Annotated in this window: 16 protein-coding genes and 4 tRNA genes; 11 read left to right on the top strand and 9 right to left on the bottom strand. The window is 40.0% G+C overall.

Annotated features, from left to right (window positions below):
* Positions 1–107 precede the first annotated feature (107 nt).
* Positions 108–1,064, top strand: a complete 957-nt coding sequence (locus ACLCEG_RS10515; protein ID WP_002051646.1) for a cation diffusion facilitator family transporter — start codon at positions 108–110, stop codon at positions 1,062–1,064.
* Positions 1,065–1,083: 19 nt separating this feature from the next.
* Here the strand turns inward: ACLCEG_RS10515 and ACLCEG_RS10510 are convergent, their stop codons facing one another.
* Complete coding sequence (locus ACLCEG_RS10510) at positions 1,084–1,422, bottom strand: membrane protein (RefSeq protein WP_002051673.1); 339 nt, start codon at positions 1,420–1,422, stop codon at positions 1,084–1,086.
* A 274-nt stretch (positions 1,423–1,696) separates the two neighbouring features.
* Here ACLCEG_RS10510 and ACLCEG_RS10505 point away from each other — a divergent pair, with 274 nt between their 5' ends.
* Positions 1,697–2,644 (top strand): hypothetical protein, encoded by a 948-nt coding sequence (locus tag ACLCEG_RS10505; RefSeq protein ID WP_002051758.1) that lies wholly within the window; start codon positions 1,697–1,699, stop codon positions 2,642–2,644.
* 92 nt (positions 2,645–2,736) lie between these two features.
* Here ACLCEG_RS10505 and ACLCEG_RS10500 read toward each other — a convergent pair.
* The 8 genes from ACLCEG_RS10500 to ACLCEG_RS10465 all read right to left on the bottom strand — a co-directional run bounded on the left by ACLCEG_RS10500 (position 2,737) and on the right by ACLCEG_RS10465 (position 7,761).
* Positions 2,737–2,812: transfer RNA gene (locus ACLCEG_RS10500), tRNA-Glu, on the bottom strand.
* Between the two features lie 28 nt (positions 2,813–2,840).
* Positions 2,841–2,916: transfer RNA gene (locus tag ACLCEG_RS10495), tRNA-Glu, on the bottom strand.
* Positions 2,917–3,050: 134 nt separating this feature from the next.
* Positions 3,051–3,935 carry a hypothetical protein gene (locus tag ACLCEG_RS10490; protein WP_004711635.1) on the bottom strand — a complete coding sequence of 295 codons (885 nt, stop codon included), beginning with the start codon at positions 3,933–3,935 and terminating at the stop codon, positions 3,051–3,053.
* Positions 3,936–4,051: 116 nt separating this feature from the next.
* Positions 4,052–5,470 (bottom strand): amino acid permease, encoded by a 1,419-nt coding sequence (locus ACLCEG_RS10485; protein ID WP_004711637.1) that lies wholly within the window; start codon positions 5,468–5,470, stop codon positions 4,052–4,054.
* Positions 5,471–5,601: 131 nt separating this feature from the next.
* Positions 5,602–5,677: transfer RNA gene (locus ACLCEG_RS10480), tRNA-Glu, on the bottom strand.
* Positions 5,678–5,702: 25 nt separating this feature from the next.
* Positions 5,703–5,778: transfer RNA gene (locus tag ACLCEG_RS10475), tRNA-Ala, on the bottom strand.
* 57 nt (positions 5,779–5,835) lie between these two features.
* A complete protein-coding gene (gene gltX, locus ACLCEG_RS10470; RefSeq protein ID WP_002051704.1) occupies positions 5,836–7,344 on the bottom strand; it encodes a glutamate--tRNA ligase in 1,509 nt (502 codons plus the stop codon).
* A 117-nt stretch (positions 7,345–7,461) separates the two neighbouring features.
* Complete coding sequence (locus ACLCEG_RS10465) at positions 7,462–7,761, bottom strand: hypothetical protein (protein ID WP_049066027.1); 300 nt, start codon at positions 7,759–7,761, stop codon at positions 7,462–7,464.
* A 400-nt stretch (positions 7,762–8,161) separates the two neighbouring features.
* On the opposite strand from ACLCEG_RS10465, the gene ACLCEG_RS10460 reads away from it, so the two are divergent.
* From ACLCEG_RS10460 to ACLCEG_RS10420, 9 genes are all read left to right on the top strand, one after another.
* A complete protein-coding gene (locus tag ACLCEG_RS10460; RefSeq protein WP_410567432.1) occupies positions 8,162–9,163 on the top strand; it encodes a sulfate ABC transporter substrate-binding protein in 1,002 nt (333 codons plus the stop codon).
* A 221-nt stretch (positions 9,164–9,384) separates the two neighbouring features.
* Positions 9,385–10,308, top strand: a complete 924-nt coding sequence (gene rsmH, locus ACLCEG_RS10455; protein ID WP_019457883.1) for a 16S rRNA (cytosine(1402)-N(4))-methyltransferase RsmH — start codon at positions 9,385–9,387, stop codon at positions 10,306–10,308.
* Positions 10,308–10,640 (top strand): cell division protein FtsL, encoded by a 333-nt coding sequence (locus ACLCEG_RS10450; RefSeq protein ID WP_004705170.1) that lies wholly within the window; start codon positions 10,308–10,310, stop codon positions 10,638–10,640. The genes rsmH and ACLCEG_RS10450 overlap by 1 nt, the downstream gene beginning before the upstream one ends.
* 11 nt (positions 10,641–10,651) lie before the next feature.
* Positions 10,652–12,484, top strand: a complete 1,833-nt coding sequence (gene ftsI, locus ACLCEG_RS10445) for a penicillin-binding protein PBP3 (RefSeq protein WP_019457882.1) — start codon at positions 10,652–10,654, stop codon at positions 12,482–12,484.
* Positions 12,485–12,487: 3 nt separating this feature from the next.
* Positions 12,488–13,987, top strand: a complete 1,500-nt coding sequence (locus tag ACLCEG_RS10440) for a UDP-N-acetylmuramoyl-L-alanyl-D-glutamate--2,6-diaminopimelate ligase (protein ID WP_410567430.1) — start codon at positions 12,488–12,490, stop codon at positions 13,985–13,987.
* A gap of 8 nt (positions 13,988–13,995) precedes the next feature.
* Positions 13,996–15,396, top strand: coding sequence for a UDP-N-acetylmuramoyl-tripeptide--D-alanyl-D-alanine ligase (locus ACLCEG_RS10435; protein WP_410567428.1), 1,401 nt, complete (start codon positions 13,996–13,998; stop codon positions 15,394–15,396).
* A complete protein-coding gene (gene mraY / locus ACLCEG_RS10430) occupies positions 15,397–16,515 on the top strand; it encodes a phospho-N-acetylmuramoyl-pentapeptide-transferase (protein WP_004705178.1) in 1,119 nt (372 codons plus the stop codon). It begins immediately after the preceding gene.
* 60 nt (positions 16,516–16,575) lie between these two features.
* A complete protein-coding gene (locus ACLCEG_RS10425; RefSeq protein WP_134262507.1) occupies positions 16,576–16,908 on the top strand; it encodes a hypothetical protein in 333 nt (110 codons plus the stop codon).
* 2 nt (positions 16,909–16,910) lie between these two features.
* Complete coding sequence (locus tag ACLCEG_RS10420) at positions 16,911–17,735, top strand: putative RNA methyltransferase (RefSeq protein WP_151760758.1); 825 nt, start codon at positions 16,911–16,913, stop codon at positions 17,733–17,735.
* The last annotated feature ends 2 nt before the right edge of the window (positions 17,736–17,737 follow it).

Below are 17,737 nucleotides of genomic sequence, written 5' to 3'. Positions count from 1 at the left end.
TTGATGACAGCGTCAATTCAAAAAAGTGTTTGAAAGAGGTAAAGATAGTGATGTTTCCATCGTTATCTTTACCTCACCATAAAGATAAATAATAAGGAGTCCGCAAAATGGGTGGACAACATGGTCATGATCATAGTCATGCTGTAGTGACTGAAGGTAATGCTAAGAAATTAATGATTGCTTTAGCACTGACTTCAACATTTTTAATTGTTGAGGTCGTTGCTGGATTAATTACACAAAGTTTGGCATTACTCTCCGACGCTGCGCATATGTTTACCGATGCCGCTGCTCTGGCAATTGCTCTGATTGCAATTCAGATTGCGAAGCGTCCAGCCGATAATAAACGTACTTTTGGTTATCAGCGCTTTGAAATTTTGGCTGCATTATTTAATGCGCTCATGCTGTTCGTAGTGGCAATTTATATTTTATATGAAGCTTATATTCGCTTCTCTAAGCCGCCTGAAATTCAAAGTGTGGGTATGCTCATTGTGGCAACCATTGGTTTAGTGATTAACCTTATCTCAATGAAAATCCTCATGTCGAGTGCCAATAACAGCTTAAACGTGAAAGGTGCTTATTTAGAGGTGTTGAGTGATGCACTAGGCTCGGTTGGCGTTATTATTGGTGCAGTTGTGATTTACTTCACCAACTGGTACTGGGTCGATACGATTATTGCGGTATTGATTGGTTTTTGGGTATTACCAAGAACTTGGGTTTTACTGAAACAAAGTATCAATATTTTGCTCGAAGGTGTACCTGAAGAAGTCGATATCGAAAAGTTACGTGCAGATTTATTGTCTTTAAATGGTGTTGAAAGTATTCACCAACTCAAGGTATGGGCGATTACTTCTAAAAACATTCATTTAACTGTGCACTTATTTGCGCCTGAAGCTGACCGTACTAAGCTCTATCAAGATGCTGTTGAAATGCTTTCTCATGAGCATGGTATTGGCGAAGTGACATTGCAAATTGAAGATGATGCCGAGATCAATTGTCAGCATATCGCTCAACATGCTTCACATGAACATGATGAGACTGATAAAGAACATTCACATCAGCACTAAGCTGATGTGAATACTTTCTTTAAATTTCCCATTCGTGATTGCAGTCACGACATTTCCAATGTTTTTGTGACTGCATAAATGCTTGCATAGACAATTTAAAGTCCGGCAAATCACGCCAGAACATAAAACCCGCCCCTAGAGTCACAACAAAAACAACGACCGTTGCAATTTGTAGAGAAGTGCCTGCACCATTGCCAAAAATCCACATAAAAATACTAATTACAACCAAGAGTAATAGTACAAAAATGGCAGGAACTAAAATCACTAAGCTCTTAGGCACAACAGGTTTGGCACTGTTAACACCTTGGCTTACTGGCATAATTTTAACACTTTGACATTGAGGGCAACGATATTGCATGACAGCTCCACATTAAATTTGAATCTATTCTAACGGAAATGCAAAGAAAGGAAAAAAATTGTAGGGCTTTTAAAAAGTGATATAAAAGTTAGATATAAAAATACTTTTTTGAAACAAGCATATATGAAAAAATGATGATTTATGCGTACACATAAAAGTTAAAATAGTACCGTAGAGCATGCTAATCTAGATAAAAACCAAGTGTGTTCAACACTGGAAATGAGCTGAAAAGCTGATTAATGGGATGCGAAAGAAATATAAAAAGGAGAGGGACTTGGGTCAAGAAGATGACAATAAGTCGGAGCCTATAACGACATCAACAGTTTCAGGGAACCCTGACCCTATAAAACTGTCATTCTCACGCCGTTTGCTGCATAAGACCTTGCAACATGCTCATGATGCCGTTGGGTTTGCTAGTGATACGACCCGTAATCTTGCAGAGGTTGCAGATGCAGCCTTGGATGCTTTAGATCATGTAACAACTCATACAAAGCGTGGGGTCGTTGGCATGACCAATCTGGCAGCAGGAACTGTTAGAGATATGGTGTCTGAAACGAGTGAAACTGCGCGTCAGGTTGCCTTAATTATGGCTCGTACTTTTCTGGGAAAAAGTACGCTGAATTTATATTTGCCTGAGATGTTGTTAAACAGTCAAATTCGTAAACGTATAGATCGTTCAGAAATTGATGATATTAAAGTTCAATGTGGCAATGATCGGTTTCAGGTGGAAATCGATGGGCACTATCACCGTTTCCTATATCGGCTGAGTTTAGATTTTCGGGTATTGGAATGCCGTATTGGGCAAGAAAAATTCTTACGTTTACGTCAAATGGATGAAAGCCTAGATGTACAAATTCGTCATGGTGGAACATTGTCGAATTGGGCAGTCCGTCGTATCGGCCGAGTAGGTTTCGAAGTCATTAACATGTTGCCTATACCATCACTGATTAATCATTTGATTCGTGATATCCCGGGTATTCAGCGTGATGGTCACCGTATGTGGTTTATTGACCTTGAACAGGCAGGGTTTATTGATTTCATTAACAACCGTTCATGGATGGTAGAAAAACTTTTAAGCTTGACAGACTTTAGTATTTTACCGGGACTCAATATTTTGAGGGAAAGCCGGGAGCTTGTGCAGCAACTGGTAGATCAATTCGAAATAAAAGGACTACGGGTTCAATCAGGTCGTCTTGAAGTCCAAGTTGGAATTGCGAATTAAATTACATAAATGAGAAGCTGATTGATGATCAGCTTTTTTATTGCGTAGATAAGAAAAAAGCCACTGTCTTCATGCAGTGGCTTTTTAGAATTTGGCGTCCCTACGGGGATTCGAACCCCGGTTACCGCCGTGAAAGGGCGATGTCCTAGGCCTCTAGACGATAGGGACTTATATGAGGCATACATCTGAAAAATATTGGCGTCCCTACGGGGATTCGAACCCCGGTTACCGCCGTGAAAGGGCGATGTCCTAGGCCTCTAGACGATAGGGACGTTTCAGAGGTGGGCGTATATTAGGTCGATTTAATAAAAGTGTCAAATAGTTTTCTAAAGAAATATTAAAAAAAACATTCAAGCGCTTAAAAATAACTCAAATTGTGGAAAATATAGGCATTTATGGCTAATTTTTATTGAAAAGGTTCAATAATTGCTTTGATGACTGCATGGTGTTGTAAGTACCCTACAATTTCATGGGGTTGGTTCGCAAAAGTAAAAATTTCTTGATTGATAATTGGTGGAGTGAAATTAAAAGGTGCTTCACTTAATGGGAAAGCTGTTAAAAAATCATCTTTTGAGTAGAAATTATACCAATCGCCATTGAGGCATTTTGGTCGTTCAATCGGAATAGGGAGTTTACTTTGGATCACCCGAAAAGAAAGTGGTGAAGCTAAGGTAACAAAGCGTTGTACTGAAAAATGATAAGCTGGGTCTGATAACAAGTGAAATGCGATTACGGAACCTAAAGAGTGGGCGACTACAATACAATCTTCATCATCATGCATTTGTTTTAAAATTCTTTGATGAACTTCGTACATAAAATCAGGATTAGATAAGTACATGTAAGTTTCAATCAAGAATTGTTGAATTAAGCTCTCATGTAATTTAGGAAAATTATTTAAAAGAACCACCATTTCTTTAAGAACGCGATCTTTTACTAACTGTGAAGTCAGATATAAACGTTCTGATAAGCTTTCTGCGGGTTGATCGGGGGAAAGAGGAAGATGTGGCACAAAAGGAGTATGTTCCTTAGGTGTGTTGGCTTGTGAGTGTAAATGGATAGGCAAATGAAAGTTAAAGGATTTTGGAAGTAAGGTGTTTAAATCTAATTGATTGGAGAGTTGATATTTCGTCATTAAATCGCCATAAAAAGGCATGTGTATATGTAAATCTCTTAAATTAACTCTACAGTGCAATTGTTTTAAGCCCAGTTTAAAGACTCTTAGCCAGTGCTCTTTTAAACGATGTGCTGTGTAATTTTGTTGATTCATCCCATGGATAAATATAATTTTCATTGTATACAAGGAATTGTTTTTAATATAAATTTTAATCTACAACGGTAGATTCTATAAAGCCAGCATCTAAACAAAAAAAAGTGTAGCTTTTTGCTACACTTTTTAATTACAAGCACTTAGGCCTTATGGCGATAAAAAATAAAATAACTGATATAGCAAAGAGCCGTAAAAATTAAGCAACCTACAAAACCTGCTCGCATTTGAGGGTCTGCTGCCATACTTAAACAGGTAATAAAGCAGAATAGAAAACCTAAAATTGGGACAATAGGAAATAATGGTGCAGCATATTTTAAATCTTTAACCGTATGTCCAGCTCGGTACCAGTGTCTACGGAAATTGAACTGACTTAAACAGATACTCATCCAGACAATAACCATGGTGAAAGCTGCAACGCCGAGTAAGTTTTTAAAGATGGTTTCAGGTGCAAACTGTTCCGATAACAAACCTGGGATTGCGCCAAACATGGTAACTACTAAAGCAACAATAGGTGTCCCACTTTTTGAAAGCTTGGCAAATACACTTGGAAGAAGCTTTTGTTCTGATAAAGACCACATCATGCGTGAAGCGGCATACAAACCTGAATTGGCGGCTGAGAGCAGTGCAGTAATAATTACAAAACGAATGATATCATCTGCATATGGAATACCAATGTAATTAAATACAGTAACGAAAGGACTGCTACTTACACTTTCACTGCTTAAGCCTGCAAGCTGGAAAGGGAGTAATGCACTGATCACAATAATGGTGCCGACAAAGAAAATAAGAAGGCGCCAGATTGCAGCATTAATCGCTTTAGGGACGTTTTGTGCAGGATCTTTAGTTTCACCAGCAGCCACACCAATTAGTTCTGTCCCAGAGAACGCAAAATTCACAATCAGCATGGTAGTAAAGATAGGGAGGAAACCGTGTGGGAACCAGCCTTGGGCTGTTAAATTACTAAACAGAGGAGCAGTTTGAGCGCCATGAAAAGGAATTAAACCAAAAATGGCTAATAACCCAAGCACAATAAAGGCAATAACGGTAACCACCTTAACAAGCGCTAACCAGAACTCAGATTCAGCAAATACTCGAGTTGAACTAATATTTAGTCCAAAAATCGTCACTGCAAAAATAAGTGTCCAGATCCACATTGAAATTTGCGGAAACCATTCCTGCATGAGTAGGGCAGCGGCGGTAAACTCGGTCCCTAGCGTTGCTGTCCATGTTAGCCAATACATCCATGAAATCATGTAACCTGTACTTGGACTAATGTACTTTTGGGCATATGCACCAAAAGAACCAGAAACAGGCATGTGCACAGCCAGCTCGCCTAAACAGAGCATAACCATGTAAGCAATTGCACCCCCAAGAATGTAGGCAATAATTGCGCCAATAGGTCCAGTTTGTGAAATGACTTCCCCTGAACCCAAAAATAAACCAGTACCGATTGCACCGCCTAGCGATAACATCACAAGGTGGCGAGTACTCATGGCTCTTTTTAAAGGTGCAGTACTGTTCTGATGCTGAGCATCTAGTTGATTGTCAGATGGCTGCATATTACACATTGAGAGAATTTAAGAAAGACGCTATTTTAGATAAAATAGACAAATGTGCAATCAAGAAGGTGTCAAAGAATAGACAGGAAGGTGACGATAGAGTCTTTAAAAGGAATTTTTAAAATAGAAAATGGCGTCCCTACGGGGATTCGAACCCCGGTTACCGCCGTGAAAGGGCGATGTCCTAGGCCTCTAGACGATAGGGACTTGATGAGGCAAACACAAAGGATCTTGGTGGAGCCAAGCGGGATCGAACCGCTGACCTCTACAATGCCATTGTAGCGCTCTACCAACTGAGCTATGGCCCCAGTTTGTGTGAGCGCAATATTAGGGTGAATGCGCCCACACGTCAACAAAAAAATGAATTAAGCTTCGCTAGTTGCTTCATTTTTCGGCAGTTTTAAGCTTTCATTGAGCTTTTCCCAGTTTTTCACCTCTTTTTTACTCGGTGCACCAACAATTTCTAATGCATGTCGTAAGCGAGCAAAGGTTAAATCTGGACCAAGCGTAACCATTGATTGCATCACTGGTGTTGAACTGGTTGAGCCAGCAATTGCGATAAAGAAAGCAGGCATAAAATCACGTAGTTTAATACCCATTTGATTTGCCAAGTCCATTAAGGTTTGGCTAACCGTGTCATTATTCCAAGTAAACTGACTTTCAAGACGCCAAATAGCAAATTGTAAGCTTTGGCGAACTTGTTCTTGAGTCAATTTTTTACTTTCAAACATTTCGGCTGTAATTTGTGGCATATGGTTAAAGTAGAAACCAGCCCAATTTACTGCTTCAGAAAGTAAATTAATACGCGGTTGAATTGCAGCAGCAATATCTTCTAATGTATTGCGGTCACTCTTCCAAGTAAGTAAACGGTCTAGTAGCTGGCCTGGTGTTAAACCTTTAATCCATTGACCATTCAACCAATTGAGTTTTTCAACATCGAAAATTGGGCCGCCTAAAGATACACGTTGAATATCAAAATGATCCATCATGTCTTGCAGGGTAAATACTTCACGCTCATCTGGCATTGACCAGCCCATACGGCCTAAATAGTTGAGTAAGGCTTCTGGCAGAACGCCGATATCGCGGTAGTAGTTAATTGATGTTGGATTTTTACGTTTAGATAACTTCGACTTATCTGGATTACGTAGCAATGGCATATGGCAAAGTGTTGGCATTTCCCAACCAAAGTATTGGTAAAGCAACTGATGCTTCGGTGCAGAAGGAAGCCATTCTTCACCACGCAATACATGAGTGATTTCCATTAAATGGTCATCAACGACATTCGCTAAATGGTAAGTTGGTAAACCATCAGTCTTAAGAAGGACTTGCATGTCGACTTGTGCCCAAGGAATTTCTACTTCCCCACGGAGTAAGTCGTTAAATTTACATACACCTTCTTCTGGAACTTTCATACGGATGACATGAGGTTCGCCTGCTTCTAGGCGGCGAGTTACTTCTTCTTGAGAAAGCTTTAAACCGCGGCCATCATATTTTGGTGTTTCACCGCGAGCCTGCTGTTCGGCACGCATTTGATCAAGTTCTTCTGCTGTCGCGAAACAGTAAAAAGCATGGCCTTTTTCAACAAGTTCTAACGCGTATTGCTTATAAATTCCCATACGCTCTGATTGGCGATAAGGCGCGTGTGGGCCACCCACATCTGGACCTTCAGACCAATTTAAACCTAACCAGCGTAAAGAATCTAAAATCATTTTTTCAGATTCTGGTGTAGAGCGAAGTTGGTCGGTATCTTCAATTCTTAAAATAAATTCCCCACCATGTTGTTTCGCAAAACACATGTTAAATAAGGCAATGTAGGCAGTACCAACATGAGGGAAACCAGTAGGAGAAGGTGCAATACGAGTACGAACTTTCATAGATTATGGGTCAAAATAAAAATTGAAACTATTATAACGAAAAAGCCCAGTATTCTGACGTTTTTATTTAACGGCAGACTGGGCTTAATTTGAAACGATGAGGGGCCGTTTCAAATATTAAGAAGTATGTGGCTGGAAGATTGCCTGAACAAAACGTGAAAAACGTTCATGCTGTGCAGCAAGAAAATTTTGAGTAGGTGTTACACGAATTGTATTGAGTACCTTTAGCTCATCATCTGTAGATGGTAAGGCTATGGCATTACGTTTTTGTTGGTCTAATGCTTTTTCAATAAGCGAAGACTGACGGTCAGAAACGCTTTTGCTCGGTGTATCTTTGAGTGCTGCGGCAGTAGATAATTGCGATGCAAAACTGAGCACCAAACCCAAACTCAAAGCTTTTCCATAATTAATTTTCATTTTTGCTCATCCCCTCAGTATGTACATTTCGTCTATTTTTTGAGTTTAACCAAATGTAAATTACGGTAACGCTACGATTCAAACATAAATTTTAATAAAAAAGTAGAACTATGTCACACTTTTTACAAAAAATACCTTTATTTCACCTTGGTATCTTTCAAATGTAGCCTATCTGTATCCATTACGTCTCATTATTTAACAAATTAATGTGTAGATAAAGTGAAGACTATAAATAAACTATAAGAATAATTACAAAACTTTTCGAAATTATGAATAAAAAGTAATCGTCGATTATATCTTTTAAAGTAATTAGCAAACCTTAAAATATTATAAGTATTTGATTGAAAAATAAAAAAATAAAAATATATTAGAGTTTAAAATAAATTGGATTTCTTAATAAATGAAAAAAATAGCAATAATTGCAGTTGCAACATATATTGGGTTGGCAGTAACTGCGGTGCAAGCTGCGACTACATTTTTAAATGTTTCTTATGATCCAACCCGCGAATTTTATCAAGAATATAATCAGGCATTCGGAAAATTTTGGAAACAACGTACTGGTCAGGATGTCGATTTTAAACAATCCCATGGTGGTTCAGGAAAACAGGCTCGAGCTGTAGCAACTGGTCTTCAGGCTGACGTGGTGACTTTGGCTTTAGCAAATGATATTGATGAAATTGTTAAAGCAGGATATATCCAGCCAAACTGGCAAAAAGAATTTCCTAATAACTCGGCACCTTATACATCTACAGTCGTGTTTTTGGTTAGAAAAGGTAATCCAAAAAATATTCGTGACTGGAATGACTTAACTAAGCCTGGTGTTGAAATTATTACGCCTAATCCGAAAACGGGGGGAGCACCGCGCTGGATTTATCTTTCTGCATGGGGATATGCTTTAAAACAGCCAGGTGGAAATGATGCCAAAGCAAAAGAGCTGGTTAAAAAACTTTATCACAATGTCAAAGTGCTAGATTCTGGGGCACGTGGTTCGCTGACTACATTTGCTGAGCGCGGAATTGGAGACGTTCTACTTTCTTGGGAGAATGAAGCATTATTGGCAACTAAAGGCCTTGATAAAGATAAATATGAAATTGTTTACCCATCCATTTCAATTTTGGCAGAGCCATCTGTTGCGATTGTAGATAAAACAGTCGATAAGGATGGTAACCGTACTTTAGCAAAAGGCTATCTCAACTTTTTATATTCACCTTTAGGACAAGAGTTGGCTGCTAAACATTATTTCCGTCCACGTAATCCTCAAGTTGCTGCAAAATATGCATCACAATTTCCAAAAATTAAATTATTTACAATTAATGATGTTTTTGGTGGATGGGCAAAAGCTCAGCAAACTCATTTTGCCAATGGAGCCATCTTTGATCAGATTTATGATGGTAAACAGTAAATAAAATATGTGCAGTTCTCTAGTTTAAAAATTACTTAAACTTTTAATATTGAAGCAAGTGAACCTGAAAAGGTGAGCTTGCTTTTTATTTTGTCTAAAAAATGCAAAGAAAACGGTTTTCTCTATGAAAAATTAATATTTTCCTACAAAAAGCCGTTTGGTGTTAGTCGCAAACAAGGTGATAATGTGCAGTTACATTTTTACGCTATGATTTAACTCCTATGTCGCATATTTCTGTCTTACTTTTTGAGACCGTTGAAAGCTTATTGGCAGATCGCACAACTGGGGTGTATATCGATGCAACCTTTGGACGAGGCGGGCATACGCGCTTATTATTGTCGAAACTCGATGAAAATGCTCGAGTATATGCCTTTGATAAAGACCCTCAAGCTCTGGAAGTTGCGGCTGCTTTAGCACAAGAAGACCCAAGATTTACCATTATTCATGCAAGTTTTGCTGATATAAAAGAAAAAATGCAGGAAATTGGGGTACAAAGCGTTGATGGGATTATGGCTGACCTAGGGGTGTCTTCTCCTCAATTAGACCAAGCAGAACGTGGTTTTAGTTTCATGCAAGACGGCCCTTTAGATATGCGCATGGATAATTCTAAAGGCTTGACGGCTGCTGAATGGTTACTTGAAATTGAAGAAGAGCAATTAGCTAATATCATTTATCAATACGGTGAAGAACGATATAGTCGACGTATTGCGAAAGCAATTAAACAAGCCGGAAAATTAGATACTACGGCGCAATTGGCTGAACTTGTAAAAACAGCTCATCCAAAATGGGAAAAGCATAAGCATCCTGCTACGCGTACTTTTCAGGCCATCCGTATTGCTATTAACAAAGAACTGGATGATATTGAAGTGTTTTTGCCGCAAGCTGTAGACTTGCTTAAACCAAAAGGACGTTTGTCGGTGATCAGCTTCCATTCGCTTGAAGACCGCTTGATCAAACAGTTTATTCAAAAAGAATCAACTTTGGCCGAGGATTCTGGTTGGGGTATGCCAGAGCAGCAGGTTGATACAAGAAGATTAAAGAAAATTTCGCGGGTTCGTGCGAGTGAACAAGAAGTAAAAGCGAACCCACGTTCACGTAGTGCATGGCTTCGGGTTGCTGAACGCTTGGAACAAAAAGGCGAGTAATGAAAAGCAGTGATGAAATCGAAACCACAGGAAAAAAAGTGGTCAAAAAATTCGTAGTGTATGCAGTCATGGTGGCAGTGGTTTTTATCAGTGCCATGATGGTGGTATTACAGGTGTTTGAGTATCGTCATGATTATAGAGAGCTAAGCTCTTATATGCGTGAACGTGATGATCTCAATGCTGAATGGGGACGTTTATTGATTGAGCAGCAAACGTTTGGTGCTACTGCTCAAATTGGTACACGTGCTGTCACACAATTACGAATGTTTTCGCCACCTGCTGCAGAAACGGTGGTAATTTCTTTACCGATGACTCCAGAGCACAATAAGTAAGGCCTTGCTGTATGGTAGATAAGCGAACAAAGCAAACACGAAAAAAACAGCAGTCTATTTCGGAAAAACCAAGTCTTGCCTTTGATATGTGGCGGTTTTATCTGCTCTGGGCAGTAGTACTACTGTGTTTTGTGGTATTAATTGCGCGTGCATTTTATGTTCAAATCATTAATAAGGACTTTTTACAAAATAAGGCCAATGCCAATATTTTGCGTACTGAACGTATAGAAGCTATGCGTGGGGTGATTAGCGATCGCCACGGTGTGCCTTTAGCGATTAGTAGTCCAATCATGAAAATTGTGATGGATCCGCGTGATTATTTTGAAACCAAACATTTATACGATCAAATTACGGCTGAACTAAAACAAGATCCAAAAAATCGTAAATTAAAACGTCAGCTACCTGATAAAAATTTAAACCTAGATGAGCTTGCTGATGTAGTTGGTGTTGACCGTGCTGATCTTAAGAAGCAGATGAATGCGCGTCCGCGTTCTCGCTATCTAGTTTTGAAAAAAGAAGTTCCACCGCAACAAGCTGACCTTATTATGAAAGGCAACTTCCAAGGGGTCTATGCGGAGAAAACTTACAAACGCTATTATCCGCAACCACAGCCGAATGCCCAAATTATTGGCTTGACCAATAGTGATGGAAAAGGTGTTGAGGGTTTGGAAATGCAGTTGAATAAACAGCTTTCTGGCGTCGATGGCGAACAAAAAATTATTCGTGATAAGCGCGGTAATCGCTTAAAAGTTTCTGAAGTAATCCGTGAGGGCGAGCCGGGTGAGAACATCACTTTAAGTATCGACTCTCGCTTACAGTACATTATGTACCGTGAATTGACGGCCGCAGGCGTTGCGAATAATGCACGTTCAGCAACGGCAATTGCAGTTGACGTTAAAACTGGTGAGATTTTAGCAATGACCAGTTGGCCATCTTATAACCCGAATGATAAGAATGGTTTGTCTAATAAGGATGCTATGCGTAACCGTGGTGCGATCGATATGTTCGAGCCGGGTTCAACCATGAAACCATTCACGATTTCATCTGCTTTGGAAACTGGGCAATATACGCCGAATACCATTGTAAATACCTCACCCGGCTCAATGCGTCTGGGTTGGCATACGATTCGTGATACCCATAACTACGGGGCTTTGACTGTAACTGGTGTCATTATTAAGTCATCAAACGTAGGTTCTGCAAAAATTGCATTATCACTTCCGAAAGAGACATTGCCGACCTTCTTTAAGCGTGTTGGATTTGGTAAGCGTTCTGCAGTGAAGTTCCCGGGTGAAAGTGCTGGTTTAGTACTTCCTGTAAGTAAATTAAACTCTTCTCAAATTGGTACCATGGCTTATGGTTATGGTCTAAACGCAACTATTCTTCAGTTGGCACAAGGCTATGCGATGCTTGCAAATCATGGCGTCGAAATGCCATTAAGCTTGCATAAATTGGATCAGGCACCTAAAGGTGAGCAGGTTTTAAATCCTAAAATTGCTGATCAAGTCTTGTTAATGCTTGAGCAAGTGACTATGCCGGGTGGTACGGCGACACAGGCCAATATCCCAGGGTATAGAGTAGGTGGTAAAACAGGTACCGCTCATAAATTACGTGCGGATGGTAAAGGCTACTCAAATAGTGAATATCGTGCTTTATTTGCAGGCGTTGCACCAATTAGTGACCCGCGTTTAGCAGTTATCGTGGTTGTGGAGAATCCACAAGGTCGTTACTACGGTGGTTTGGTTGCTGCACCAGTTTTTGCTCGTATTATGCAAGAGTCACTGCGTTTAATGAACGTACCGCTTGATAAGCCACTTAATACTCCACAGAATCCTACTCGCAGGTAAGCTATGACTGTTTCTTTTCAAGAAATTAATCCAATCAAGATTGATGCACAATGGCCTCACCAGCCATTTCATGGCTTTGGTTTAGATAGTCGTAAAATCGAAACAGGCCAAATTTTTATTGCGTTGACCAGTTATAGCCAACCTGAAAAAACACGTACATTTGCTGAAGCAGCTTTAGCAAATGGAGCGCTAGCTGTAATTAGTGAAACCGAATTAGGTGTTGCAAATGAGTGGGTATGCCCTGATGTGCGCCAGCGTATGGGTGAGTGGCAAAAACGTTATTTACAACAGACTGATACAGTTAAACCATTAAGGATTATTGCTGTAACAGGAACAAATGGTAAAACGACTATTTCTCGCTTAATTGCTGAGTTAATTAGTTCACAACAGCAGCGCTGTGCAGTGATGGGGACGACTGGTAATGGTATTTTGCCAGACTTGACTCCTTCTACGCATACCACCCTTGATGCTCTGCAATTGCAAAATGAATTACATGCTTATGCTAAGCAGGGTGCAACTTTTGCTTCGTTAGAAGCGAGTTCGCATGGTCTTGAGCAGGGGCGACTAAATGGCTGTGATATTGAAATTGCTGTTTATAGCAACTTAAGTCGTGACCATCTTGATTATCATGGCACTTTAGAAGCTTATGCAGAAGCAAAGGCTCGTTTGTTCCAATTTAATTCATTAAAAATTGCTGTGATTAATTTAGATGATGCACATGCAGATGTAATGATTAAGTCTGCTCAGAATAATCCAGCGCAACCTAAAATTTTGACTTATTCATTAACTCTAAATACAGCCGATTATTACATTACCGATTTAAGCTATAGCTTGGCTGGTGCAACCTTTAATTTGATGTGTCAGCAAGGTTCATTTGCGGTAGAAAGTCCGCTATTAGGCCATTTTAATGTTGAAAACTTGATTGCGTCGCTCATAGCTGCTGAGCAAGCTGGTTTTGATTTACAAGCATTAGTTAATTTTGTTCCTAAACTAGTTGGTGCCCCAGGCCGAATGCAAGTCATTCGTGATGATGAGCGATTGTTTGTAGTCGATTATGCACATACACCAGATGCATTAATTCAAGTGCTTAAGACCTTAAAGCGGCATGTCTCTAATGAGCTTTGGGCGGTATTTGGATGTGGTGGAGACCGTGACCGTGGTAAGCGTCCACTTATGACTCAAGCCGCTTTAGATGGTGCAAATCCGGTTATTTTGACTTCAGATAACCCAAGAACAGAAGACCCTGAACAGATTTTTACTGACATGAAGCAAGGAATCGATTTTTCAGGGCACCGTATGCATGAAATTCATGACCGACGTGAAGCCATTAAATTTGTTGCAGAGCAAGCTCAAGCTGGTGACATTGTGGTGATTGCCGGTAAAGGACATGAAAATTATCAAGAAATTAATGGTGTGCGTCACTGGTTTGATGATGTGGTTGAAGTGCGTTCTGCGATTGATGCACAACATCATACGGTAGATGCTGCTTACCCTGCACAATAGGAAAAATTATGCATACTTCAACCACCAGTACCGTGCCTTTGGAACCGTGGACAGCTCAACAATTACAACAGGCAACACAGGGTTACTGGCATAAAGACCAGATCCCTCAAACTGAAATTAAACGTATTTTGACTGACTCGCGTCATGCAGAAAGTGGGGACGCCTTTTTAGCACTAAAAGGTGAACGTTTCGATGCACATGATTTCGTTGCACAAGTTGCAGCAAAGGGTTGTCAAATTGCGATTGTTGAACGTCCATTAGATGTTGATATTGCTCAGCTTGTGGTTGCTGATACTCGTTTAGCTTTGGGGCAACTTGGTGCTTATCGCCGTCAACAAAATGCTCAATTGAAAGTGATTGCTTTAACGGGAAGTAGTGGCAAAACTACTACGAAAGAAATGCTAGGAAGCATACTGTCACGTTTAGCACCTACACTCATTACGCGAGGCAACTTAAATAATGACCTTGGCGTGCCGATGATGCTGCTTGAGCTTCGTAAGGAACATCAATACGCGGTGATGGAACTTGGTGCAAATCATCAAGGTGAAATTGATTACACATCAAAACTCGTTCAGCCACACGTCGCGGGCATTTTAAATATTGGAACTGCTCATTTAGGTGAGTTCGGTGGACGTGATGGCATTTGCCGTGCTAAATCGGAAATTTATCGTCATATTTTGCCTCAGGGCGTTGCTATTGTTCCGCAACAAGACGATTTCACTGCCGAGATTCGTGAAGCAGCCAAAGATCATCAAATTTCTAGCTTTGGTATAGGTGGTGATGTATTTGCTACAGAAGTTGAGCTGCTACCACAGTCTGCCAATTTTCAGCTACATACGCCTCAAGGTTCTAGCCTTGTACGATTGCCATTTGCTGGCGAGCATAATGTACAAAATGCAACGGCAGCCGTAGCGTTTGCTTTAGCATTAGGTATTAGCCTAGAAGATATTGTAAAAGGTTTAGAGCAAGCGCAAGGTGCGAAAGGTCGTTTGAACTTTATTCAAAAAGCGCCTTACTTATTTATTGATGATACTTATAACGCCAATCCAACCTCTATGCGTGCTGCGGCACAAGTATTACTTCAGCAAAATGGCATTAAAGTCATGGTGATGGGTGATATTGGAGAGCTTGGCGATAGTAGTTGGCAAGAGCATCACGACTTAGGTCGAGATCTTGCAGAACTTCCTTTAGACCATATTGTTGCAGTTGGGCAGTTTGCCTCGGCAGCTCTTGAAGGTGCAGGCCTTCATTCTAATAAATTGAAAGCATTTCAGACTCAAGCTGAGGCGCTTCCATTTTTAATCAATCTAATCCAAACACATCAACCCCAGTCCATGAGTTTCCTGTTTAAAGGTTCTCGCTTTACTCATATGGAAACGTTGATGGCTGATTTGATGGAGAAACTTTAAATGCTGTTATGGTTGTTTGAACAACTTGCGGGCTATCACAGTTCGTTTCAAGTCGTTCGTTATTTAACATTACGTTCTTTACTCAGTGTATTAACGTCACTGACCATTGGTTTGGTTCTCGGACCGATCATGATTCGTAAATTACAAGCGTTAAAATACGGTCAGGCAGTAAGTTCGTTTGCTCCTGAAAATCATGCAAAAAAAATGGGTACACCAACGATGGGGGGGATTCTAATCCTGCTTTCAATTGGTATTAGTACTCTATTGTGGGCTGATTTATCTAATCCGTATGTTTGGATTGTGCTTGGTGTGATGGTTGTGTTTGGTGCGGTTGGCTGGGCAGACGACTGGATTAAAATCCGCTACAAAGACAATGCTGGCTTACCTGCTCGTAAGAAATTCTTCTGGACTTCTATTGCGTCACTCGGTGCTGGTATTGCGTTATATCTAATTGCAACTGAACAATCTAATGCAGAACATACTGCAAATATGTTGGATTTATTGATTCCTTTCTTTAAGAATCTTTCTATTCCACTTTCTATTGTTCCTTTGGGTTTAGCATTTATTGTATTCACTTATTTAGTCATTAATGGTGCGTCTAATGCGGTTAACTTAACTGATGGTTTGGATGGTTTGGCCATTATGCCAGTGGTTATGGTTGCTTCAGGTTTAGGTGTATTTGCTTACTTATCTGGTGACATCCGTTTTGCTAATTATTTGCATATTCCATATGTGAAATATACTTCAGAGCTGGTTGTAATCTGTTCTGCCATGATTGGTGCAGGCTTGGCGTTTCTTTGGTATAACGCACACCCAGCGCAAGTCTTTATGGGTGATGTGGGTGCTTTAGCTCTAGGTGCAATGCTTGGAACAATTGCTGTGATGGTGCGCCAAGAAATCGTATTTGCGATTATGGGCGGTGTTTTTGTGATGGAAGCTGTTTCGGTATTCCTGCAAATTGGGTCGCTACGGATGCGGAATAAGCGTGTCTTCTTGATGGCACCTTTACATCATCACTATGAAAAACAAGGCTGGAAAGAGACTCAAGTAGTTATTCGGTTCTGGATTATTACGATTATACTAGTCGTATTAGGCTTAATGACCTTAAAATTGCGCTAGAAATTATTTTGGTGTCAATATAAAGCCAGTTTCTACTGGCTTTTTTTATTGGAGAGGTAAATGACAAAGGTTGTTGGGCTAGACCAATTATCTGTAATTAACCAAAAAGTGGTTAGTGATGGGGAAGTATTACCTCAAGTTGTACTTAAAGATGGTAGTAAAGTACAAACTGGAACAGTAGCGACGATGTTGCATAATATTGATTTGTATAATGCAGGGCAGCGAGGCCAAATTGAAGAGGAATTAAAAATTGCGATTCCGACTTTAATTAAAATTGGTTTATTTGATTTGTTTGATGTAGATGAATGGATTTCTGGAACAAATGCAGCCCGCACATTTGTCGGACTGCACGCAAAGGCTTATTTACAACAAAAAGAACAAGAGAATAATTAAAAGTGACTATGCAAAATTTAATGTGTCCTGTGTGTCGTCAAAGACTAGAGCTGGTAAATAAAACTTGGCGATGTGATCAGGGTCATAGCTATGACATTGCAAAACAAGGTTATGTAAACTTACATGTTGTCCAACATAAGCACAGTAAAAATCCGGGAGATACTCCAGAGTCTGTAGATGCGCGCCGTGCCTTTTTACAAGGTGGCTATTATCAACCTTTACAGCAAGCTGTAGTTGCTTTGCTAAAGCAGCTTAAAGCTAAATCAGTACTTGATATTGGTTGTGGTGAGGGTTATTACACAAGTGCAATGCAAGATGCTGTTGAGCAGTGTGTAGGTGTAGATATTGCAAAAAATGCAGTACAACGCGCAGCAAAGTTAAATCACAACGTGACTTGGGTTGTTGGTACAGGAGCGACTTTGCCTGTAATCGATCGAAGTATGGATGCGTGTACCAGCCTTTTTAGTCCAATTCCCCAAGCAGAAATTTTACGTGTGCTAAAAGATGATGGATATTTAATTGTTGTCACACCTGCAACTGAACATTTATATGCGATGCGTGAGGCACTGTTTGAGCAGGTCAATCCGCACACACCGCAAAAGTTTGTTGAACAACTGCAAGATTTATTTGAGTTGAAAGAACAGCAAGTTATAGATGCTCCTTTATTACTTGACCAACAAGCTTTAAAGAATCTGATTGCTATGACTCCATATGCATATAAGGCTTCTCCAGAGCGTCGAATGCAGTTAGAGCAGCAGTCTCAATTAGAGGTAACGGCATCTTTTCAAATCTATCTTTTTCAAAAGCGTAATAAAAAAGCCATCTAACG

It is taken from the genome of Acinetobacter sp. H1(2024) (assembly GCF_046557555.1).
Lineage (GTDB): Bacteria > Pseudomonadota > Gammaproteobacteria > Pseudomonadales > Moraxellaceae > Acinetobacter > Acinetobacter seifertii.
This window is presented reverse-complemented; position numbering and strand designations above follow the sequence as displayed.